This is a genomic window from Amphritea sp. (genome assembly GCF_048266285.1).
GTDB lineage: Bacteria > Pseudomonadota > Gammaproteobacteria > Pseudomonadales > Balneatricaceae > Amphritea.
On the sequence record NZ_JBLWZV010000010.1, the window covers coordinates 20,723 to 40,909 of the forward strand.

The 20,187-nt window shown below is 48.6% G+C and carries 19 protein-coding genes; 7 read left to right on the plus strand and 12 right to left on the minus strand.

What is annotated here, in order from left to right:
* The first annotated feature begins 47 nt into the window (after positions 1-47).
* Together ACN0T0_RS12200 and ACN0T0_RS12205 are read left to right on the plus strand one after the other, a co-directional pair.
* The gene (locus ACN0T0_RS12200; protein WP_417226447.1) at positions 48-494 is read left to right on the plus strand and encodes a GNAT family N-acetyltransferase; all 447 of its coding nucleotides are present in this window, start codon (positions 48-50) and stop codon (positions 492-494) included.
* A 202-nt stretch (positions 495-696) separates the two neighbouring features.
* On the plus strand, positions 697-2,031 hold the full coding sequence (locus tag ACN0T0_RS12205) for a KAP family P-loop NTPase fold protein (RefSeq protein ID WP_417226449.1): 1,335 nt from the start codon (positions 697-699) through the stop codon (positions 2,029-2,031).
* Positions 2,032-2,157: 126 nt separating this feature from the next.
* On the opposite strand, the gene ACN0T0_RS12210 is transcribed toward ACN0T0_RS12205, so the two are convergent.
* The 5 genes from ACN0T0_RS12210 to ACN0T0_RS12230 all read right to left on the minus strand — a co-directional run bounded on the left by ACN0T0_RS12210 (position 2,158) and on the right by ACN0T0_RS12230 (position 6,480).
* A complete protein-coding gene (locus ACN0T0_RS12210) occupies positions 2,158-2,349 on the minus strand; it encodes a hypothetical protein (protein WP_126157184.1) in 192 nt (63 codons plus the stop codon).
* Positions 2,350-2,394: 45 nt separating this feature from the next.
* The gene (locus tag ACN0T0_RS12215; protein ID WP_417226451.1) at positions 2,395-2,673 is read right to left on the minus strand and encodes a peptidylprolyl isomerase; all 279 of its coding nucleotides are present in this window, start codon (positions 2,671-2,673) and stop codon (positions 2,395-2,397) included.
* A 33-nt stretch (positions 2,674-2,706) separates the two neighbouring features.
* A complete protein-coding gene (dbpA, locus tag ACN0T0_RS12220; protein ID WP_417226453.1) occupies positions 2,707-4,089 on the minus strand; it encodes an ATP-dependent RNA helicase DbpA in 1,383 nt (460 codons plus the stop codon).
* Positions 4,090-4,196: 107 nt separating this feature from the next.
* Positions 4,197-5,075, minus strand: coding sequence for an NAD-dependent protein deacetylase (locus ACN0T0_RS12225; protein ID WP_417226455.1), 879 nt, complete (start codon positions 5,073-5,075; stop codon positions 4,197-4,199).
* 70 nt (positions 5,076-5,145) lie between these two features.
* Complete coding sequence (locus ACN0T0_RS12230) at positions 5,146-6,480, minus strand: PLP-dependent aminotransferase family protein (RefSeq protein WP_417226457.1); 1,335 nt, start codon at positions 6,478-6,480, stop codon at positions 5,146-5,148.
* Between the two features lie 136 nt (positions 6,481-6,616).
* Here ACN0T0_RS12230 and ACN0T0_RS12235 point away from each other — a divergent pair, with 136 nt between their 5' ends.
* Entirely contained in the window at positions 6,617-7,222 is a 606-nt protein-coding gene (locus ACN0T0_RS12235) for a DJ-1/PfpI family protein (protein ID WP_417226459.1), read from the plus strand.
* A gap of 63 nt (positions 7,223-7,285) precedes the next feature.
* Here the strand turns inward: ACN0T0_RS12235 and ACN0T0_RS12240 are convergent, their stop codons facing one another.
* The 4 genes from ACN0T0_RS12240 to ACN0T0_RS12255 all read right to left on the minus strand — a co-directional run bounded on the left by ACN0T0_RS12240 (position 7,286) and on the right by ACN0T0_RS12255 (position 13,771).
* Positions 7,286-9,463, minus strand: a complete 2,178-nt coding sequence (locus ACN0T0_RS12240; RefSeq protein WP_417226461.1) for a malate synthase G — start codon at positions 9,461-9,463, stop codon at positions 7,286-7,288.
* 297 nt (positions 9,464-9,760) lie between these two features.
* The gene (locus ACN0T0_RS12245; protein WP_417226463.1) at positions 9,761-10,111 is read right to left on the minus strand and encodes a DUF4870 family protein; all 351 of its coding nucleotides are present in this window, start codon (positions 10,109-10,111) and stop codon (positions 9,761-9,763) included.
* 17 nt (positions 10,112-10,128) lie between these two features.
* Positions 10,129-10,542: an acyl-CoA thioesterase gene (locus ACN0T0_RS12250; protein WP_417226465.1), complete on the minus strand. Its 414-nt coding sequence runs from the start codon at positions 10,540-10,542 to the stop codon at positions 10,129-10,131.
* 43 nt (positions 10,543-10,585) lie between these two features.
* Complete coding sequence (locus tag ACN0T0_RS12255; RefSeq protein ID WP_417226467.1) at positions 10,586-13,771, minus strand: mechanosensitive ion channel domain-containing protein; 3,186 nt, start codon at positions 13,769-13,771, stop codon at positions 10,586-10,588.
* Positions 13,772-13,910: 139 nt separating this feature from the next.
* Between ACN0T0_RS12255 and ACN0T0_RS12260 the strand changes: the two genes are divergently transcribed.
* On the plus strand, positions 13,911-14,870 hold the full coding sequence (locus tag ACN0T0_RS12260) for an alpha/beta hydrolase (RefSeq protein ID WP_417226469.1): 960 nt from the start codon (positions 13,911-13,913) through the stop codon (positions 14,868-14,870).
* A gap of 51 nt (positions 14,871-14,921) precedes the next feature.
* On the opposite strand, the gene serA is transcribed toward ACN0T0_RS12260, so the two are convergent.
* The 3 genes from serA to ACN0T0_RS12275 form a co-directional block, all read right to left on the minus strand.
* Positions 14,922-16,154 carry a phosphoglycerate dehydrogenase gene (serA, locus tag ACN0T0_RS12265; RefSeq protein WP_417226471.1) on the minus strand — a complete coding sequence of 411 codons (1,233 nt, stop codon included), beginning with the start codon at positions 16,152-16,154 and terminating at the stop codon, positions 14,922-14,924.
* Positions 16,155-16,375: 221 nt separating this feature from the next.
* Positions 16,376-16,657 carry a pyrimidine/purine nucleoside phosphorylase gene (locus ACN0T0_RS12270; protein WP_417226473.1) on the minus strand — a complete coding sequence of 94 codons (282 nt, stop codon included), beginning with the start codon at positions 16,655-16,657 and terminating at the stop codon, positions 16,376-16,378.
* A 52-nt stretch (positions 16,658-16,709) separates the two neighbouring features.
* Positions 16,710-17,594 (minus strand): LysR family transcriptional regulator, encoded by an 885-nt coding sequence (locus ACN0T0_RS12275; protein ID WP_417226475.1) that lies wholly within the window; start codon positions 17,592-17,594, stop codon positions 16,710-16,712.
* Between the two features lie 137 nt (positions 17,595-17,731).
* Between ACN0T0_RS12275 and ACN0T0_RS12280 the strand changes: the two genes are divergently transcribed.
* The 3 genes from ACN0T0_RS12280 to ACN0T0_RS12290 all read left to right on the plus strand — a co-directional run bounded on the left by ACN0T0_RS12280 (position 17,732) and on the right by ACN0T0_RS12290 (position 20,174).
* Entirely contained in the window at positions 17,732-18,928 is a 1,197-nt protein-coding gene (locus ACN0T0_RS12280) for an MFS transporter (RefSeq protein WP_417226477.1), read from the plus strand.
* A 91-nt stretch (positions 18,929-19,019) separates the two neighbouring features.
* A complete protein-coding gene (locus tag ACN0T0_RS12285) occupies positions 19,020-19,682 on the plus strand; it encodes a fumarylacetoacetate hydrolase family protein (protein ID WP_417226479.1) in 663 nt (220 codons plus the stop codon).
* A gap of 78 nt (positions 19,683-19,760) precedes the next feature.
* Positions 19,761-20,174 carry a CopD family protein gene (locus tag ACN0T0_RS12290; protein WP_417226481.1) on the plus strand — a complete coding sequence of 138 codons (414 nt, stop codon included), beginning with the start codon at positions 19,761-19,763 and terminating at the stop codon, positions 20,172-20,174.
* Positions 20,175-20,187: the final 13 nt, after the last annotated feature.

The window sequence follows — 20,187 nt, forward strand, 5'->3', positions numbered from 1 at the left end:
CTATTAAGCTGCAATATTGTTAATTCATTATCAATTATTGAGTCGTTATGAATATAAAAAGAATATCAATAGAAGCGTTAGATGATTTAGTCACACTTTTTGACCAATATATGGTTTTTTATCAGCAACCTTCGGCGCCTGAAAAATATAGCAAGTACTTGCATGAGCGTTTATCAAATAACGAAGCAACCGTCTTTATTGCTTATAGTGCAGAGAGCGATCCCGTTGGTTTTGTTTTGAATTATCACTCATTTTCGTCAGTTTCCCTTGGAAAAGTGATCGTGCTGAATGACTTATTCGTATTACCCTCTCAGCGCCAAAAAGGCGTTGCCAGCGGCTTAATTGATTCCTCCATTCAGCTAGCCAAAAGCACGGGTTCCGTTCGAGTCGATTTAGGAACCGCGAAGGATAATTATTCAGCGCAATCGTTATATGAAAAAATGGGCTTCGTTAAGGATACCGAATTCTTTTCATATAGCTTGGCTGTGGAATAGTACGTTGATTGATGCTCATATGAATCAGTGCTGGATCGGATTGAAGTGGGTCAACAGAAGGGGCATATAAGCAAAGCACTTTAGAAATGCGGCTTGTCATTATTTATGAATAATTATCAGAGTAAAGTCATAAAAATATTATCGATTTATTGAAATAAATATCTACCGTATAAACCTGTTTAGATTATTATAAGGATTTAATATGAAAATAATTTTGCCTGAATTGGAAATAAAGCCGGATGCAGGTTTTTCGACTGATATTGATATTTTTAAAAGAGCAGGGTTTGGTGAGCGTCTATCTAATTTAATTGCAAATGCAGATGACTATCCTGTAATAGCTCTTGATTCTGGATGGGGGGAAGGTAAAAGTACATTTATAAAAATGTGGCGTGGATATCTAGAGAATCATAGAAATACTAGGATCAAGACTATTTATTTTGATGCTTTTGAAAATGATTATCAAAAAGATTCATTTTTGACACTTGCATCAGAAATCTATCAGCTTATTTCGTCTGAAGACGAAGAAAAACAAGTTGAATTTAGAGAGAAAACAATTAAGGCTTTTAAGTCATTCAGTCGTGGTGCAATTAAAATTGCAGTAAAGGCAGGAACTGCAGGGGTGGTTGACGGAAGTGCATTTGATTCTGTTGAAAAAGAAATTTCCAATTTAGTATCTGAGCAAGTTGATGACATAGTAAAAGATAAATTTAAAAATGTACAAAGAGACAAATTGGCGCTAAAAGAGTTTAAGAGTTACTTAGAGGTTTTTGCGGAGACTGCCGGTGAAGGTAGTCCAATTATATTCATAATCGACGAGTTAGATCGTTGTAAACCTGATTTTGCATTGAGTTTACTAGAGCAAATTAAGCATTTGTTTTCGGTGAATGGAATATCCTTTCTTTTGGTGACAAATAGAGTTCAGCTTGAAGAGATCATAAAAACTAAATATGGTAAAAATATAAATCCAACAAACTATTTGCATAAGTTTATTAATCTGTGGTTATCACTCCCAAGAACTAGTGGGCAATATAATGATGATGGTGTGGTTTTTTTAAACTATGCAATAAAATCTATGATGGTAAATGATGAGAAAATTGTAAATAGTAGAACAATTGAAGCTTTTACTGAAATAGTAAAATATCGACAGCTTTCTTTTAGAGAAATTGAGCGGATGTTGTCATATTATTCAGTGATTCAAAATATGACTGGTGAGACAAAGTACTATAATAGTTACCAGATTTTAATAGCTTTGGCTTGTTTTTTAAAAGCAAGCCATCCTGAAGCTTTAAAGGAACTAAATGGAAAGCTTAATTATGATGATATCATAAAACTATCTAGGTTGGATGAATTGGTTGATGAAACGGAATACAATACTCTTTTTCATATGAAAAAATTATTGCGCTTTGATTTAGGTAGTGAAGAAGTGCGAAGTAAAATGATGGATGAGAAGGAAATTCAAGCTGATAGCTTTAGGGGGATATCGAAAAATATTATTGTTACTATTAATAAGTGGTTATCAGATATTAATCATAATTAACAATTTTGAGTATGGTCGCAAAGAATAAAAACTATATTTCATATATAACTAAAAAAAGAGAGCCATAAGGCCCTCTTTAATCTTTTGATCTTATGCTTTTTCAAGCCAAGTCTCAGTTCTTGATGCTTAATGCACTTCCGCATATTTGCGCTGTATCGCCACCAGCGCAGGCTGGGCTTCCAGTGGGGCATAGGCGATGGCTTGGTCGAACAGTTCTTTGTTCTCTTCGGAGAGGCGCTCTTCTTCGTTCATTGCAGAGAGTTTCTGCATGGCTTCAACAAACTTGGGGTGCTGTTTCTGTTTTTTGGCCGGTTTCATAGGAACTACCTCTTTAAGTTGGCGACTTTTATCACAGACTTATCGTTAGCTGCGATAGAGGGTCTGAATAAGATGAAAACCAAATTTTGTTTTCACCGGTCCGTGGATCTCCAGTAATTTCTTGCGGAAAACCACATTGTCGAATGCTTTAACCATGGTGCCAGGCCGAAATTCACCCAGATCACCACCCCGTTTGGCAGAGTTACACAGAGAGTGTTTTTTTGCCAGACGGGCAAAGTCCTCCCCTTTCTCCAGTTGTTGCTTCAGCTTTTCAGCCTCGGCCTTTGTTTTTACCAGAATATGCCGTGCTGATGCTACCGCCATATTAAAATACCTTTGCTAACACAGTAAAACGTTTTATAGCATTCTTACTTTAAAACGACGGCCTTTGATCTTGCCTTCGAGTAAGCGGCTATGGGCTTTACGGGCTTCTTCACGCTTAACGGCGACATAGGCGGCATAATCGTAAATGTTGATTTTACCCACCGCACTGCCATCAATACCGGCTTCGCCGGTGAGCGCGCCAAGGATATCGCCTGGACGTATCTTATCCTTTCGACCACCGGCGATGCAGAGAGTTCGCATAACCGGCTTAACAGGCTCTTCAGAACTGGTTTTTTTCAGGCTGCTGAGGGATTTAGTCTCGAGCGTCTGCGACAGGTATTCGCTGATGATATCCATCTTGTACTGTTCAGAATCTCGGAACAGGCTGATGGCCATCCCCTCTTTGCCGGCGCGGCCAGTACGACCGATACGGTGAACGTAGATCTCAGGATCACGGGGTAGGTCGTAGTTGATCACCAGTGATAGATCACTGATATCCAGTCCACGGGCGGCCACGTCGGTGGCGATCAGAATGGTGTTACTGCGGTTGGAAAACTGCACCAGCACCTGATCGCGGTCACGTTGGTCCAGATCACCGTGGAGCGCGGCGGCAAAATAGCCCAGATTGCGCAGGTGTTCGGATACTTCACGACACTGATCTTTGGTGTTACAGAAGATTACCGTGGATTCAGGGCTGAAATGGCTGAGAATACGTGCTAATGCTTCGGGCTTTTTGGTTTGCTCGAGTGCATAGAAGGATTGTTCGATCTGACTGGTGCTGTGCACCGCTTCGACGGTCACCTCCACCGGATCACGCTGCAGGTCGGCGCTGAGCTTCTTAATGCCGTCGGGATAGGTGGCCGAAAACAGCAGGGTTTGACGCTGCTTAGGTGTGTGGTTGATCACCCCTTCAATCTGCTCATAAAAACCCATGTCTAGCATGCGGTCGGCTTCATCGAGCACCACGGTGCCGCAACGGGATAGGTCGAGTTTGCCTTTGCGGATCAGATCCTGAATCCGGCCGGGTGTGCCAACGATAATATGCGCGCCATGTTCCAGTGAACCAATTTGTGGGCCGACGGATTGGCCACCACAGAGAATCACCAGTTTCAGGTTGTCTTTAAAGCGTGCTAGCCGACGAATCTCCTGCGCCACCTGGGTGCTGAGCTCCCGCGTAGGGCAGATAACGAGTGCCTGAGTGCCGAAATCCCGCTGATTAATATTTAGCAGTAAGCCGATAGCAAAGGCCGCGGTTTTACCACTACCGGTTTTTGCTTTGGCTATGAGATCTTTGCCGTCTAGCACATGTGGCAGGCTGCGGGCCTGAATGGGAGTCATCTCGTTATAGCCAAGGTCAGCAAGGTTGCTAAGCATGGTAGGAGGCAGGTTCAGGGAGGAAAAAGCGGTATCAGACACAGTTGTACTCGGAATCAGGATTCAATTGGCCGCCAGTATACCTGATACGTACGGCTATCGCTGCTTTGTTAAGCGGGTTGTTCACTTAATGAGCAGTAAAGTTGAGGCTAAAGGCGCTGATCTAACGCGCTGACGCTGGGTGTCAGAAAGGCGCTGATATCGCCATCGAGTTTTAAGCTAAGGAGTTCATCGGCGCGGGTTTTTCCGTGGGTGATGGCGGCAATGGGGATGTTTCGTTGCGCGGCTTGTTTACAGAAGCGAAAGCCGGAATACACCATCAGCGAAGAGCCAATAACGAGTAACGCATCGGCTTGTTCTAAGCTATCGAGGGCGCTAAATACCCGTTCTTTAGGGACATTATCGCCGAAGAACACCACATTCGGTTTGAGCATACCGCCACAGGCAGCGCAGCCGGTGACTTTAAAATGGCTAAAGTCGACGCCTTCTAAGTCGGCATCGCCATCCGGTGCGGCACTGGCGGTATAGTGAGCAAAGGCTGGGTTTTCAGCGGCCATCTGTTGGTGTATCTGGTTGCGATCATGCAGTTGCTGGCAGTCCATACAGATGACTTGGTCAGAACGGCCGTGAAGGTCAATGACCTGTTGCTGGCCAGCCAGTTGATGTAACCGGTCTACGTTCTGTGTGACCAGTTGCTGACAATAGCCTTTTTGTTCCAGTTGCTGCAGGCTGTTATGCACACTATTGGGCCGGGCATTGGCCATTAACGGCCAGCCTATCAGGCTGCGAGCCCAGAAACGTTGGCGGGTAGCGTGGCTGGTGAGAAAGTCACGATGCTGCACCGGCGGTTGGCGTTTCCACTGACCATTGCTATCGCGGTAGTCGGGAATGCCCGATTGAGTACTGCAACCGGCACCGGTCAGGATAAACAGACGTGGATGCTGGTGGATAAAATCACTGAGGGGCTGGCTGATAGCCACAGCGTTTACAGACGAGTGTTTAAGTGTCGGCATAGGGGTAGATGGCATAGGCGTAACTTGTTTTGGAATCGATGGCATAGGGATAGTGTAATCCATAGTGGCCGTGCTTGCGCGTTAACTAATAGCTATGTTCGTCGATGACCTGTCTGACGGTTTCTAAGGCGCTCTGTAAGCGTTCTAGGCAAACCGACCCGAGTGCTAAGCGAATAGCATGGGGTACATGCTCACTGGTGGAGAAAGGGTCGGCCGTTGAGACGGAAATATTGGCATTACTGAGGGCCATCACGACTTGATCGGCGCGGGCCTCTTCTGGCAAATAGAGCCAGATAAAATATCCGTTAGGGTGGCTGGCCTGATGTAACCCTTTAAACACTTTATGGGCCAGTGCTTGCCGAATGGCGGCATCTTGGCGTTTATCCGTTTCGAGTTGCGCGACAGTGCCATCTTCGATCCAGCCACAGGCGATAGCGGTGATCAGTGCTAGGGTATTCCAAGCGATCGCTCTGATGGTGCGTTCGAGCAACGGTACATCCGCCAGTGGGGCAGCAATAAAACCGATGCGCAGGCCTGTGGCCACACTTTTCGATAACCCCGAAACATAGAATGTGCGTTCTGGCGCTAGCGTCTGTAATGGCGGTGGCGGATTGTCTGCGAGGAAGGCGTAGGCAGCATCTTCGATGATTAATAGTTGGTGTTGCCGGGCTATGGCAACCAGCTGCTGTCGCTGTGCCTGCGTCATTATCCAGCCGAGCGGATTATGTAGTGTTGGCATTGAGTAAACTGCCTTGACCCGCCGCTGTTGGCAGAGTTGGGCTAAGGCTGTCAGGTTAGGCCCGTCATCATTGATAGGAATGGGTACTAACTCGAGATGATGAAGTTCAGCCAGTACTTTAAATCCAGAGTAAGTGAGGGCATCCACAGCAATGACATCGCCGGGCTGTAAGCGTGACATAACGGTGGCCGCTAGCCCCTGTTGGGCGCCACTAACAATAACAATATTGTCGGCACGGACATTCAGGCCTCGGGCATCAAGGTGGTGGGCAATAATCGCTCGTTCATGGGTACGTCCAGCGTGGGGTTGATAATGCAATAGGGCATTGATATCGCCGGAGATCGCTACTTGACGCAGCGCTTTACGCAGCATTTCTGTTTGCCGGGGTAGTGCCGGTGAGTTGAAGTTAAGGTCGATCATACCTTCGCGTGGAGCGAGTTGGTCGATACCGTGCCCAGGCGGTAGCGCGGTTTCTCTGACAAAAGTACCACGGCCCGTTTCACCGCTGACCAGCCCCATACGCTCGAGTTCGGTATAAACCCTTGAGGCGGTGACTAGGGCAATTTTTTCTTGGCGAGCTAGTTGGCGATGGGTTGGTAGCTGAGTGCCGGGGGACAGAAGTCCGTTGTGGATATCTGCCGCGAGGTTATCAACTAGTTGCTTGTAACGGGCCTGCACCATCTACATTGTATCCATGACAATAATTTTATCGTCATGAATTTAGGTCATATAATCGGTTAACGCAACTGATCTTATAGGCTTAACCGGTTAAATAGTAGGGTTTTATGCCGGCTGCATATCTAGAAGGAATCCCATGATGCATATTGCTATTCTAACCTTTGATGGTTTTAATGAACTTGACTCCTTGATCGCACTGGGAATTTTAAACCGGGTTAAGCGACCCGGTTGGCGAGTGTCTATCGCCAGCCCGACATTAAGGGTTGAGTCGATGAACGGTGTCATATTGGAACGGCATATCGATTTGAGTGAAGCCAGCGAGGCGAATGTCGTCTTAATCGGTAGTGGCATGAAAACCCGCGAGGTGGTGGCCGATGCTGATTTGATGTCGCAGCTCGAGTTAGACCCAACGCGCCAGTTAATCGGTGCGCAATGCTCTGGAGCGTTGCTGTTAGCTTCGCTTGGATTATTGAATGGGATACCCGCCTGTACTGATTTGACCACTACCCCTTGGGTTAAAGAGGCGGGGATTGAGGTGTTACCGCAGGCCTTTTTTGCACAGCATAATATCGCCACTGCCGGTGGCTGCTTGGCCTCGCAGTACTTAGCTGCTTGGGTGCTGACTAGGTTGGAAGGAATAGAGGTGGCGCAAGAGGCATTGCATTATGTTGCGCCGGTGTCAGAAAAAGATGACTATGTTGCCCGAGCAATGGCTAATATCAGCCCTTATATCATGGGTGAATAATCTTAATTGTTGGCAATAAAAAACCGCGCGGGGCGCGGTTTTTAGTCGGTGAAGGGCTAGAGCTTACGCGTTCTGCTTGGCCTTCGCTTCTAAGCGGCGACGGTGCAGAACGGGCTCGGTGTAACCATTTGGCTGAATCCGGCCTTGAATGACGAGTTCTAATGCCGCTTGGAAGGCAACACTCTCATCGAAGTTCGGTGCCATCGGCTGGTACAGTGGATCAGCTTCATTCTGACGGTCAACCACGGCCGCCATGCGCTGCATGGTTTCCATGACCTGCGCTTCGGTACAGATATTGTGATGTAGCCAGTTAGCGATATGCTGGCTGGAGATCCGCAGTGTTGCACGGTCTTCCATTAGGCCGACATCGTTGATATCCGGTACTTTAGAGCAACCCACACCTTGATCGATCCAGCGCACCACATAGCCAAGGATACCTTGAGCATTGTTGTCCAACTCGTTCTGAATCTCTTCAGCTGACCAGTTGGTGCCGGTTGCTACTGGGATAGTCAGAATATCATCTAAGCTGGCACGAGGGCGGCTTTTCAGTTCTTCCTGACGGGCGAAAACATCAACCTTATGGTAGTGCAATGCGTGCAGTGCAGCAGCCGTTGGTGATGGTACCCAAGCGGTATTGGCGCCGGACATCGGATGCGCGATCTTAGCGGTTAGCATGTTGGCCATCTGATCGGGGATAGCCCACATGCCTTTACCAATCTGTGCGCGTCCTTGCAAGCCGCAAGCGAGGCCGTTATCGACGTTCCAGTCTTCATAAGCACCGATCCATGCCGCGGCTTTCATTTCACCTTTGCGGATCATGGGGCCGGCTTCCATTGAGGTATGGATCTCGTCACCGGTACGGTCGAGGAAGCCGGTGTTAATAAAGACCACCCGGTCTTTGGCTGCGCGGATACACTCTTTCAAGTTAACCGTGGTGCGGCGTTCCTCATCCATGATGCCCATTTTGATGGTGAAGTTTGGCAATCCTAGGGCGGTTTCTATCCGACCAAACAGGGTATTGGCAAAGGCAACTTCTTCGGGGCCATGCATTTTCGGTTTGACGATATAGATGGAGCCAGTGGTGGTGTTGCTGAACTGCCCCGTGCCCTTAACATCGTGAATTGAGATCAGGCTGGTCAGCATGCCATCGAGGATGCCTTCAGGAATCTCGTTACCGTCTTTGTCGAGAATTGCATTGTTAGTCATTAGATGGCCAACGTTACGCACAAACATCAGGCTGCGGCCTTTGACGCTCACTTGAGAGCCATCAACGCCGGTATATTGACGATCGGGGTTCATGCGGCGGGTGAAGGTTTTACCGCCTTTAGTGACGGCCTCGGTGAGGTCACCTTTCATCAGTCCCAGCCAGTTTTTGTAGGCGACTACTTTGTCTTCCGCGTCAACGGCGGCAACGGAGTCTTCACAGTCCATGATCGCTGTAAGAGCGGCTTCGACGATAATATCGCTCACGCCAGCTGCATCGGTGGCACCGGTTTGGCTATTGCGATCGATTTTGATATCGAGGTGCAGGCCGTTGTGTTTTAGCAGAATAGCGTCCGGCGCAGTGGTTTCGCCGTTGTAGCCGATCAGTTGGGATTCATCCTGTAGACCGGTTTCGCCACCGTTTGTCAGGGTGACGATCAGTTTGCCGTTGTCGATGCTATAACGGACCGCGTTTTTATGGCAGCCGTTGGCTAGCGGAGCCACTTGATTCAATACATTACGGGCAAATTCGATGACTTTAGCGCCGCGCACCGGGTTGTAGCTTGCGGTGATCTCTGCGCCATCATCTTCGGCGATAGCATCGGTGCCGTAGAGGGCATCGTATAGGCTTCCCCAGCGTGCATTCGCCGCATTCAGAGCGAAACGGGCATTCATGACGGGTACCACTAACTGTGGGCCGGCCATGGTGGCCATTTCTGGGTCAACATTGCTGGTGGTGGCGCTGAAGTCTTCGCCTTCCGGTAGCAGATAGCCGATTTCCTGCAGAAATGCTTTATAGGTAGCCAGATCAAAGCCGTTGGCGCGGTTTTCGCGGTGCCAGTTGTCGATCTGTTCTTGAATGGCATCTCGTTTTGCCAGCAGGGCACGGTTTTCGGGGGCCAGGTCGTGGACGATGGCATCTAGGCCAGACCAGAACTGCTGTTCGGTAACGCCGGTGCCTGGAATAACCTGCTGGTTAACAAAATTGTAGAGAACTTCAGCAACCTGCAGGCCGCCTGTTTGTATCCGTTGACTCATAATGTACTGCCTCATTTGTAATCGTCCAGCTTCCGGTGCGAGGCAACCGGAACAGGTGATTTTTTGTATGCCGCAATCCAGTGGCTCCTATCAGCGCAACTGGTATTTCGGCTTGTGCGTCGCAACAATATCGCACTTTGCAGAGCCTGTCCCCTATAGCAATGCTAAAGTATGAAGCTAAGGCGAGGTATTCATTTCACATCGTGAGATGGCCACCGCAAAGTTACTGCTACGGTGGGTGCTAATAAATAAAAAGCTGCCAACGGCAGCTTTAATAGTGGGCTGTGAGTGCCGTTATTAAAACAGCCAGCTGGTGGGTTGCGGCAGAGGCTGTTGTTTGTCCAGCGCACTTAGGCCTTTGATGCAGCGGACAATAAACCACACAACATTCAACAGTAAGATCAGAAAGCCGATCAGGAACGAGGTCGTGATGATACCAATCACGGTATAGAGCAGAGCGATCCAAAAGGTGCGGATCTGCCATTGATAATGGCTTTTTAACCAATCTGGGGCATCGCCTTTATAGACATAGGCCATGATCAAGCCAACGAGGCCGGTAATGCCGAAGACGAGACTGGCCAGATAGAGAATATAGACAATCTTAGCGTTGCTGCCTTTATCTGTGGATTGTTGTGTAACGTTGTTCATGGTGAAAAAGGTCCTCGTTATGAAATGCTATTACGGATAGCGTCTGGCAGGGGAACGGAGCGGCCTGTCTTATGGTCCATCCAGACGACTTTGGAATAACCTTCACTGCAGATCAAATCAGGCTCATCGGTGGTACTGAGTTCATACCAGGTCATAAAGCTGCTGCGGCCAATCTCGCCAACAAAAATCTTAATATTCACGGTAGCCGGATAGCTGATGGGCCGGAGAAAGGTGCAGCCCACATTGATGACCACCGGATCAGTGCCGTTGCCATCAACCGCTGCGCCAATAGCGCCGAGAAACTGAACCCGCGCTTCTTCTAAATAGCGCATATAGAGTGCGTTGTTGACGTGACCGTAGGCGTCCATATCGCCCCAGCGAACGGCTATCTGACATTCATGTAGTTGTCGGCGGTTCTGGTTGTCACTCATTGCAAAGCTCCCTCAATTGTCATGGTTAGCGATGGATATTAACTTATTTTGGCGCATCATGGTCGGCGTTTTTATCGCTGTCGTTGCTTCTTAGATGCAGATCCAACTGGGGAAAAGCGATCTCGATGCCGTGTTCACGAAACAGCAGATCAATGGTGCGGTGTAGGTCATGGGTGGCCTGATTACGTTTATCCATCGAACTGATATAGGCTCGCAGCTCGAAATCTAAGGTGCTGTTGCCGAAAGATAAAAAATACGCCAAGGGTTGCGGTTCGCTAAGCACGTTCTTGTTGCCCGCCGCGGCCTGTAGGAGCAACTGGGTGACTAATCCGGTATCGGAACCATAGGCTACCCCCACCGGTACAATAATACGGGTGATAGGGTCGGTTAGGGACCAGTTGATCAACTGGTCGGTGATAAAGGTTTTGTTGGGAATAATCACCTCTTTACGATCCCAATCGGTAATGGTGGTCGCACGGATATGAATTCGGCTGACATTACCGGTGACACCACCGATGGTGATGGTGTCACCAATACGGATGGGCTTTTCAAATAGAATAATCAGGCCTGAAACAAAGTTTGCGACGATCTCCTGCAAACCAAAACCAAGACCGACGCCCATAGCGGCGATTAACCACTGCAGTTTGCCCCATTCCAAACCAAGGAAGTTCAGGAAGCTGATAAGGCCGATAATATACAGGGTGTATTTCAGCAGGGTGGAGATGGCAAAGCCGGTGCCGGGCGCTAGGGGTAGATAGTTCAGTACCAGCAGCTCGAAGAGTCCTGGTAAGTTACGTGCGGCGATAAAGGTGATGGTGAGTGCCGCGAGGGCAAAAACAACCTGCTTGAGGGTGATAAAACTGAGCACGCCACTATCACTGCTGCCAGTTGACCAGAGGGTCACCGAATCCAGTACATCGAGGGCTGGTAGGGTCCAGCCGAGAACCAGCCAGGCGAGGCTAATAAACACCAAGGCGGTCACGGTTTTAATGAGCATGTGGCCCTGTTCAGAGATCGTTTGAATATCAATGAAGTTTTCTTTTACCGGCGGAGTATCTTTCTGTTCTTCCCGGGCGGAAACAATCTCGGCTCTGCGGGCGAGTGTCCGATTAAAGTAGAGTTTACGTTCCTCTATTAATAGCCAGCGTCTTCCCAAACTAAAGATCAGGTAGGCGAGGATGGCGATACAGATCAGCAGGAACATCAGCCCGGTTAAAATGCCGGCGGAGAGCATATAACCCCATAGGGTCAGCCCGAGCATGGCGATATTGAAACCGATGATCAGGCCGATCCAGGCACGGGTGTTACTCCAGAATCGCGGTTGTTGCTGATTCAGGTTTGGTTGGGGTATGGCACGCCAAAGACTCAGCCAGAATAGGATAAAGGTGAGGGTGATACATAACAGAGTGAGCCGAGTGGGGCCGGCAATCACCATGTCATTGCTGCTGGGGTCGAGAATAAATAACAGCGCAATTAAGGGGGTGTTGGTCCAGAAGAGCATCCGCAGCCGTTTGCGCAATGTAGTGGTGAGCTGTTCAGGTAAGCCAAACTGCCCCTGTATCAACCCGTAGGAGCGCTGCATCCAGCGCATTACAGTTAGGTAGAGCCAACTGATAAAGGCAATAATATACAACAGGTTACTGATCGAGGGGGCATCGCTACCAAACTGCCTACCGAGAGCATAGATGAATAACGGGATCGGCAGTGTAACCACTGGTTGATACAGCAGTGGGCGTAGGGTGTGGCGAATATGGTCGAGAGTGACATTACCGATCTGTTTGCACCACTGGGGCTGGCGCTGTGTGAGGTAGCGTCGACAGAGCACCGAGAACGGTAGCGAGAGGATGAATAATCCTAGTGGCAGTTCTATTTTGCTACTCAACTGCGCAAGGTAGGGCTGCAGTAATTGGGGCAGTTCATCGAACAGTGCGATAAAACCTTTAATGATCACCCCTGGCCATTGGAACGATATCGGTTCAGTGCTAGGTAACCACAGTAGATGTTTGTTAAACAGTGCCCGACTATCAATAATCTGAGCGTTAAATTGATCCTGCATCAACAGCAGTTGTGACAGTTCACTAATGAGCTTTTGTTGCAGTGAGCGTTGTTCAGAAATCAGCTCGACATAGCTTTGATTGAGTTGGTTGAGTTTGCTCTGTTGTGCCGGTGATAGTTCGACAATGCCGGCCGGTTGAAGGATGGGTTGGCTGAGGCTAAGTTGGCTCAAGCGTAACGCTTTGAGGCGGTCTTTTGTGCCGTCTAATGTCAGCGTTTTCGGTAGCTTTTGGATATGTCTACGAATTTCTGAGCCGGTATAACCAAAGCCGAGTTCTAACTGTGCCTGAATGGCTTGATAGGTTTGCCGAATGACCTGTAGTTGCTGTTCTAGCTGCTTGCGTTGCTGGTTGGTTTGTTCGGCTTCGACAAAGCCTTGGCGGATCAGGTTGGCGGTTTCACTGTTGCGGGTTAGCGCCTGCTGTAGGATCGGGTTGCTGTCGGTGTCGGCGGTTTCTACCTGGCTCAGGGTCTTTTCTGCATCGGCACGGTTTTCCTGCTGTAGACGTTCCTCTGCGCTGTTAATCCACGTATTGTAGTGTTGAATCTGAGTTTGTAGATTGGTGAGATTGAGGCTGGCTAATTCTGCCCGGCCCGGTAGGGCAAGGATTTCCAGTTCGCTGACTTCCAGTGCGAGTTCCAATGCCATTTGTTGATATTCGCTGGCTTTGGCGCGAGCCTTCTGTAGGTCGGTGGACGGTGTAGCGATCAATTTACTGGGGCCGTTGAGTTGTTGTTCCAGCGAGGCTCGTTTGGTGCGTTGATTCAGCAGTAATTTATCGTTGTCACGAATCGTCTGCCGCAGCTCATCTTGGTTTTTTTCCAGGTCAATCAGGCGGGCTTTTACCTTGACTAGTAATGACTGTAGCTCGTCTTTAGGTAAGGGGGCATTTGACATCAGTGAGTCGGCTGCCGCTGTTTGCTGACGGGCCCGTTCTCGTTGTTGCGGTTGCGCTTCTATCTCTGCGCGCAGGTTTTGCGCCTGCTGGCTCAGCGAGATAACGTCTTGTAAGTGTTGCAGTGTGAGCTGATAGGTTTCTTTGAGCGGATTGTCCGGATCATTATCGAACTGCTGTAATTGGTTCCGAAGACGATCTAAATCGGCATTAAGGTCCGGTGTTTCGGCGAACCCTTTAAGGCTGAAAAGGATAAGAAAAACAATTAACAGTCGCATGGGTCTTACCTTCAGGTGATGAAGTTTACTATATACAGCAATTGCCTTAGCACAAGGAATAAGTTGTAAATATGGCCTAAATTATAGGCAGTAACGCATGTTAAATGCGCTGGGCCGATGGTTCAGAAGGAAATCTATTATGCAGATGTTAGATGCCAAATGCTTACGTAGCAGACTGCCTGTGTATAACCATGAAGATGGCGCTAATAGCAGTGAGTTGCTAGAAGAGTATCTCAATGGCTATCAATTAAACTCGATCATTCATGCTGGTCATAAGTTATTTGCGTCGCGGCAAACGGTGCTGGGGTGTACGTTGTTTGTGCAGCAGTATTGTTGTCGTGATGTAAGCCGAGGTACAGCGGTGGTGGTACATGGTTATTTTGATCACAGTGGCTTATATCGCCATCTTATCTCCTATCTGCTGGAGATCGGTTGGGATGTGTTGATCTATGATTTACCGGGGCATGGTTTGTCGCAAGGGCCGCCTCTATCGATCGATAGTTTTACCACCTATGCTCGACAATTAACCGAGTTGCTCGATAGTCGCAAGGAGCGCTTAGTCGGGCCTTGGGCGTTGTTAGGTCAAAGCACTGGCGCGGCGATCTTGATGGAGCAACAACTAAAATTCGGCCATCGTGACTGGCCAGTGAAGCATCAGGTTTTTTTAGCACCGTTGGTGCGTCCCTGTGGTTGGTTGCAGATCGTGAGTAAATATCGCTGGTTACGGTTTGTTTTGCGTTCGGTGCCGCGTACCTATGGGGTTAGCTCGGCTGATGAAGCCTTTTTGCATTTTGTGCGTTATGAAGACCCGCTACAGCATCGACGGATTCCGGTGCGCTGGATCGGCGCGATGTTGCGCTGGATTAATGAGGTAGAGCAGTCCGGTAGTTTGCCTACGCAACCGTTGTGTATTCAGGGGGTGGACGATGACACCGTTGAATGGCGGCATAACTTAGGGGTGATCGGGCGACTTTATCCTGGATTGGAAATTAAGCTATTGCAGAAAGCGAGGCACCATCTCGTCAATGAGGATGCCAATATTCGTTTGCAGGTGTTTGATCTGATTAAGCAGAAGATTAGCCCATCAGAGGCGCATTAAAAAAGGCAGCTTAAGGCTGCCTTTTGATCAATCCGAATACCCGTTATGTCATTAGAAAAGGCGACGGCAGCGGATAGTGCCTTTAACTTGTTTTAGTTTGCTCAGCGCAACCTTAGACGTTTCAGCATTTACATCGATGACCACATAACCCACTTTTTCGTTGGTTTGTAGGTACTGACCGCTAATGTTGATATCGTTTTCAGAAAATACGTTGTTAATAGCGCTCATGACGCCGGGAATATTTTCATGAACATGTAGCAGACGGTGAACATCAGGATATTCTGGCAACGCCACTTCAGGGAAGTTAACAGAGGTGATTGAAGAACCGTTATCGCTGTATTTGATCAACTTTTCGGAGACTTCATAACCGATATTTTCCTGAGCTTCCAAGGTTGATCCACCCACGTGAGGGGTCAGGATAACATTGTCGAATTCGCGCAGAGGAGAGATGAACTCATCATCATTTGAGCGAGGCTCAACGGGGAATACATCGATAGCTGCACCTAATAGGCGTTTATCAGCCAGTGCTTTACAAAGTTCATCGATCACCACAACGGTACCGCGCGCCGCATTGATGAAGATTGAATCTTGTTTCATCTCTGCGAACTGTGCTGCGCCCATCATGTCTTTGGTTGATGGGGTTTCTGGCACGTGTAGAGTGACGATATCACAGGTTGCTAACAGCTCTTTCATCGTCCCCAACTGAGTCGCGTTACCCAGTGGTAGTTTGGTGATGATGTCGTAGAAATAAACATGCATTCCCATGGCTTCAGCGATTACACTCAATTGAGAGCCAATGCTGCCATAACCAATGATACCCAGCTTTTTACCGCGAATCTCGTAAGAGTTCTTCGCTGATTTCTGCCATTCACCCCGATGTGCTTTAGCGTTCTTCTCAGCAACGCCGCGCAGTAGCAGGATCGCTTCAGCGATGACCAGTTCCGCGACTGAACGGGTATTTGAGAACGGGGCGTTGAATACCGCTACACCGCGCATGGTGGCCGCTGTTAGGTTAACCTGATTGGTGCCGATACAGAAACAGCCGACCGCGACTAGCTTTTTAGCCGCATCAAATACTTTGTCAGTCAGTTGGGTACGAGAACGGATACCGATAAAGTGAACATCTTTCACTCGCTCTAGCAGTTCTTCTTCAGGCAGGGAGCCGGTCAGATATTCGATATTGGTGTAGCCGTGCGCATTCAGGGTATCCAGTGCTGACTGGTGCACGCCCTCCAGCAGCAGAATCTTGATCTTGCTTTTTTCCAGAGAGGTTTTTGGGCTCATGGTATGGATCTCTTTTTAAGTGGGATAACCCTGTGTGTGGCAGGTATCCCCGGATTAGCCGATAAAAGAAAGGGCGCTATGTTAACACAGTGTTAGCGCAAAAGGGTGAGGCTGGGGACGGCGCGATGGTGAATTTTTATTCAACCAAACATGAATCAAAATCACTTAGTGAAATAAAGAGTGATTCGGATTCATGTTTTGCCTCCGATTAAAGCGTGCTATCAGCTATAAATACACAGGTATGCGGTCGGTTGCGCGACCTGCAGCTGGAATGTCTGATTGGCTGCTACGCGAAATTCGCTGCCGCTTGGAAAGGATTGCCACGCATCGCTGCCGGGTAGTTTGACCACGAGTTCGCCACTGATCACTTTCATCAGTTCGTTTTCAGAGGTGCCAAATTCATAATCGCCCGCAGCCATCACCCCGGAAGTTACTTTGCCTTCCGCATTTTCAAAGCCGATAGATTTTACCGCACCATCAAAGTATTCGTTCACGGTTAGCATGTTATTACTCCTATAAATGGGAGCGCTATAGTAGATATCTTTGGCGATATTGTCATCTATTTGAGCGACTTGAATGTTTCAGTAGGTAATCAACAAAGGCTTGGTTAGCACGGGATAGGTAGCTTTGTTTGCGCCAAGCGATACTGAGATCGAAGCGCAGCGGTGTTTCAAAGGGCAGACCGATCAGGTCGCGGGCATCATCGATGGCGGGGCGCAGCAGGGCCGAGATGCCAAAGCCATGACGGACGACAGATTGAATCAGCGGTATAAGGTTGGTCTCAAAGGAGATTTTTGGCGTCATATGATACCGCTTTGCCAGTTGCTCGGTGACCTGTCGATGAAAAAATCCCTCTTTAAAGAGCACCAGCTCTTCCTCAAGAAAGGCTGTGTAGCTGACACTTTTCTGTTGCGCCAGCGGGTGGTCTGGGCTGACGCACACCAGTATCTCTTCTTGTAAGAGGTGGATCTTTTCGAGTTCATCGGCTTTGCCGTCATCGACCACAATGCCGATATCCAGCTCCCCCTGTTCGATCTGTTTCCGAATATGGGTGGTGCCGCCCTCCACCACGGAGAGCTGAATATCGGGATAGCTGTGACGAAAGCCCATGAGAAACTCCGGCAGATAATAAGAGCCGAGCATGCTGGGAATACCGACCCGGACTTGGCCCTTGGATAGCCCGGTAAGTTCCTGCATTTCGAGTTCAGCATCTGCGACTGCCTGGAGTATTTTATCGGCATGCAGGCGTAACCGTTCACCTTCGTCTGTCAGGGTGATACGCCGCTCGGTACGATGAAACAGTTTTAGGCTAAGTTGTTCTTCGAGCCGTTTGATCGACATGCTAACTGCGGGCTGGGCGAGATGTAGTTTTTCGGCTGCACGAGTGAAATTAGCCTCCCGGGCAACCATTTGAAAGCAACGTAGCGCACGAATATCCATACTTCACCTAAAGACCGTAACGATGTGGCGGTTGTTAATAATACATCACAAGAATTTATAGATATTATCATTTTTATATATTTCTGTGATTTTATAACGACTGCTAAGCTGACACTCTCTTTTTTGCGAGCACTGACATGATCGAATCGGGTAGTAAACAGTTCTGGCGGGCCACGATTGCCCTGTGCATTGGCTCATTCATGATTTTTGCAAATGTCTATGTCACCCAGCCGATATTGCCGGAGCTGCAGCGGGAGTTTGGCTTGACGACGCTGGAAGTCAGTTGGTCCTTTACCATCACCACGCTGATGTTGGGTTTGTCACTACTGTTTTACGGCCCCTTGTCGGATGCGCTAGGGCGACGTTCATTAATGCTGCTGAGTATGGCCGGGGTATGCCTCTGTACACTGTTATTATCCCAAGCCGATAGCTTTGCCTCGTTGGTGATTTTAAGGGGTGTGCAAGGGCTGTTCCTCGGTGGCCTGCCGGCGATCGCGATTGCCTATATGGGAGATGAGTATTCCCGCAAAGCGCTGCTGTTAGCGGTGGGTTTGTATATCAGCGGTAACTCTATAGGTGGGATTTCTGGTCGCTTAATCGGTGGTTTTGTCGGCGAGTGGCTCGGTTGGGCCGATCTGTTTTTGATGATGGGGGTTGTTAGTGTGGTCTGCTTTATACTGTTTTGGTGGCTACTACCGACGTCGAAACAGTTTACAGCTCAGCCTTTGCATCTGCCGACAATGCTGTCACGTTTGAAAGGTCATCTGTTGAATCCGTTACTGCTACTAGTGTATCTGATTGGCGGGCTGAACTTTTTTATCTTTATAAATCAATATAGTTATATCACTTTTGTGTTATCGGATGCGCCTTACCATCTGAGCCCTATCTGGCTTGGGTTGTTATTTTTAACCTATTTGACCGGCACCGTCGGCTCGACCCTATCAGGCCGCATTGCCCAGCGGGTGGGGCAGCTGAACTGCATTAAAGCAGGTATTGTTATTTTAATGAGCGGTAGCCTGTTAACTTTGAGCGATAGTCTACCGTTGATTGTACTGGGCTTTTTTATCAACAGTTTCGGCTTCTTCTTTGCTCATTCCAGTGCTAGCAGCTGGGTTAGTCATCAGGCTACCCATGCCCGAGCCAGTGCCTCATCGTTGTATCTGGTGTTCTATTATCTGGGGGCGAGTAGTGGGGGCTTCTATCTTGATCCTTTCTGGCAGTGGCTAGGCTGGGAGGGCGTGGTGCTAGGGTCGATTATTGTCTTGTTGCTAACCTTGTCGTTAACCTTAGCATTGAGCTCGCTGTGTGCCAGAGGTATGATCAAAGCCCATTGAATCACGGGATTCTCCGTGCGTTGATAGAATATCTTTTGCCGGCGATGCCGAATTTATTGTCAGACTTCCTAAAGGGGATGGAGCATTGATCATGCAGTATAAACATCAGTATATAGATGGCGTTGCCGCCGATCTGCCAGTAGGCAAAGTGGTATGTGTTGGGCGCAACTATGCCGATCATGCGGCCGAGTTGAATAATCCGATCCCAACAACCCCGATGTTGTTTATCAAGCCCTCAACGGCCGTTGTGCCGATGGCCGAGTCTTTTACTGTACCCGTGGACTTTGGATCGGTGCATTTTGAAACTGAAATGGCGATTTTGATCGGCCAGCCACTGAAGAATGCGACCCATGATGAGATTGAGGCCGCCATTGCGGGTGTTGGTGTTGGTCTTGATCTGACACTGCGGGAAGTACAGGGTAAACTGAAAGAGCAGGGATACCCTTGGGAAAAGGCCAAAGGCTTCGATGGTTCATGTCCGCTATCGGCGTTTTTAGAGCCATCGGTGGCCGGTGACCTGCAAGATCAGCATATCCGCTTGACGGTGAATGGTCAAGTTCGCCAGGACGGTAATAGCAGCCTTATGCTGAACAAGGTTTATCCACTGATCGCGTATATGAGCCACTATTTCACCCTGTTACCGGGCGATGTAGTGCTGACGGGTACTCCAGCCGGTGTTGGTGCAGTGAACCCTGGGGATAAATTGTTGGTTGAGTTGGGTGATAAGCTGCGTGTTGCAACACAGGCGATCTGAATAACGGCTTCATGATAGGGCTGAATAAGCCCTTATCTATGCCTTTTAATACGCTCTAAGATAAAAGGAATCGTACTGATGCTATGGGTCAAGGTGTTTCATATTCTTGCAATGACCAGTTGGATGGCGGGTATCTTCTATCTGCCGCGGATTTTTGTTCATTATGTCGAGGGGCGGGAAGCGGGGCAGGATGTTGCGCGGTTGGAGGTTATGGCCGCCAAGCTATTTGGCTTTATGTCGATTATGGCGTTGTTTACCCTAGGCTTGGGCTTGTGGCTTTGGCTGGGCTATGGTATTGCCGGTGGCTGGTTGCATGCTAAGTTGTTGTTTGTTGGCTTACTGATTGGCTATCACTTCTGGTGTTTTGCTTACCTGAAGAAGGCGCAGGCCGGTACTTTGGATAATACCGGGCGTTATTTTCGGTTTTTCAATGAGTTGCCGCTGCTGATCTTTATACCGATTCTAGTGTTTGTGGTGGTTAAACCATTCTGAGATGGGCGACGGG

Excerpts from the sequence above, each read along its gene's own strand:
- ACN0T0_RS12215 (WP_417226451.1), bottom strand. The coding sequence starts at position 2,673 with ATGGCGGTAGCATCAGCACGGCATATTCTGGTAAAAACAAAGGCCGAG.
- ACN0T0_RS12290 (WP_417226481.1), top strand. The coding sequence starts at position 19,761 with ATGCTATGGGTCAAGGTGTTTCATATTCTTGCAATGACCAGTTGGATG.
- serA (WP_417226471.1), bottom strand. The coding sequence starts at position 16,154 with ATGAGCCCAAAAACCTCTCTGGAAAAAAGCAAGATCAAGATTCTGCTG.
- ACN0T0_RS12245 (WP_417226463.1), bottom strand. The coding sequence starts at position 10,111 with ATGAACAACGTTACACAACAATCCACAGATAAAGGCAGCAACGCTAAG.
- ACN0T0_RS12280 (WP_417226477.1), top strand. The coding sequence starts at position 17,732 with ATGATCGAATCGGGTAGTAAACAGTTCTGGCGGGCCACGATTGCCCTG.
- ACN0T0_RS12260 (WP_417226469.1), top strand. The coding sequence starts at position 13,911 with ATGCAGATGTTAGATGCCAAATGCTTACGTAGCAGACTGCCTGTGTAT.
- ACN0T0_RS12255 (WP_417226467.1), bottom strand. The coding sequence starts at position 13,771 with ATGCGACTGTTAATTGTTTTTCTTATCCTTTTCAGCCTTAAAGGGTTC.
- ACN0T0_RS12275 (WP_417226475.1), bottom strand. The coding sequence starts at position 17,594 with ATGGATATTCGTGCGCTACGTTGCTTTCAAATGGTTGCCCGGGAGGCT.
- ACN0T0_RS12205 (WP_417226449.1), top strand. The coding sequence starts at position 697 with ATGAAAATAATTTTGCCTGAATTGGAAATAAAGCCGGATGCAGGTTTT.
- ACN0T0_RS12235 (WP_417226459.1), top strand. The coding sequence starts at position 6,617 with ATGCATATTGCTATTCTAACCTTTGATGGTTTTAATGAACTTGACTCC.
- ACN0T0_RS12225 (WP_417226455.1), bottom strand. The coding sequence starts at position 5,075 with ATGCCATCTACCCCTATGCCGACACTTAAACACTCGTCTGTAAACGCT.
- ACN0T0_RS12200 (WP_417226447.1), top strand. The coding sequence starts at position 48 with ATGAATATAAAAAGAATATCAATAGAAGCGTTAGATGATTTAGTCACA.
- ACN0T0_RS12240 (WP_417226461.1), bottom strand. The coding sequence starts at position 9,463 with ATGAGTCAACGGATACAAACAGGCGGCCTGCAGGTTGCTGAAGTTCTC.
- ACN0T0_RS12230 (WP_417226457.1), bottom strand. The coding sequence starts at position 6,480 with ATGGTGCAGGCCCGTTACAAGCAACTAGTTGATAACCTCGCGGCAGAT.
- ACN0T0_RS12210 (WP_126157184.1), bottom strand. The coding sequence starts at position 2,349 with ATGAAACCGGCCAAAAAACAGAAACAGCACCCCAAGTTTGTTGAAGCC.
- ACN0T0_RS12270 (WP_417226473.1), bottom strand. The coding sequence starts at position 16,657 with ATGCTAACCGTGAACGAATACTTTGATGGTGCGGTAAAATCTATCGGC.
- ACN0T0_RS12285 (WP_417226479.1), top strand. The coding sequence starts at position 19,020 with ATGCAGTATAAACATCAGTATATAGATGGCGTTGCCGCCGATCTGCCA.
- ACN0T0_RS12250 (WP_417226465.1), bottom strand. The coding sequence starts at position 10,542 with ATGAGTGACAACCAGAACCGCCGACAACTACATGAATGTCAGATAGCC.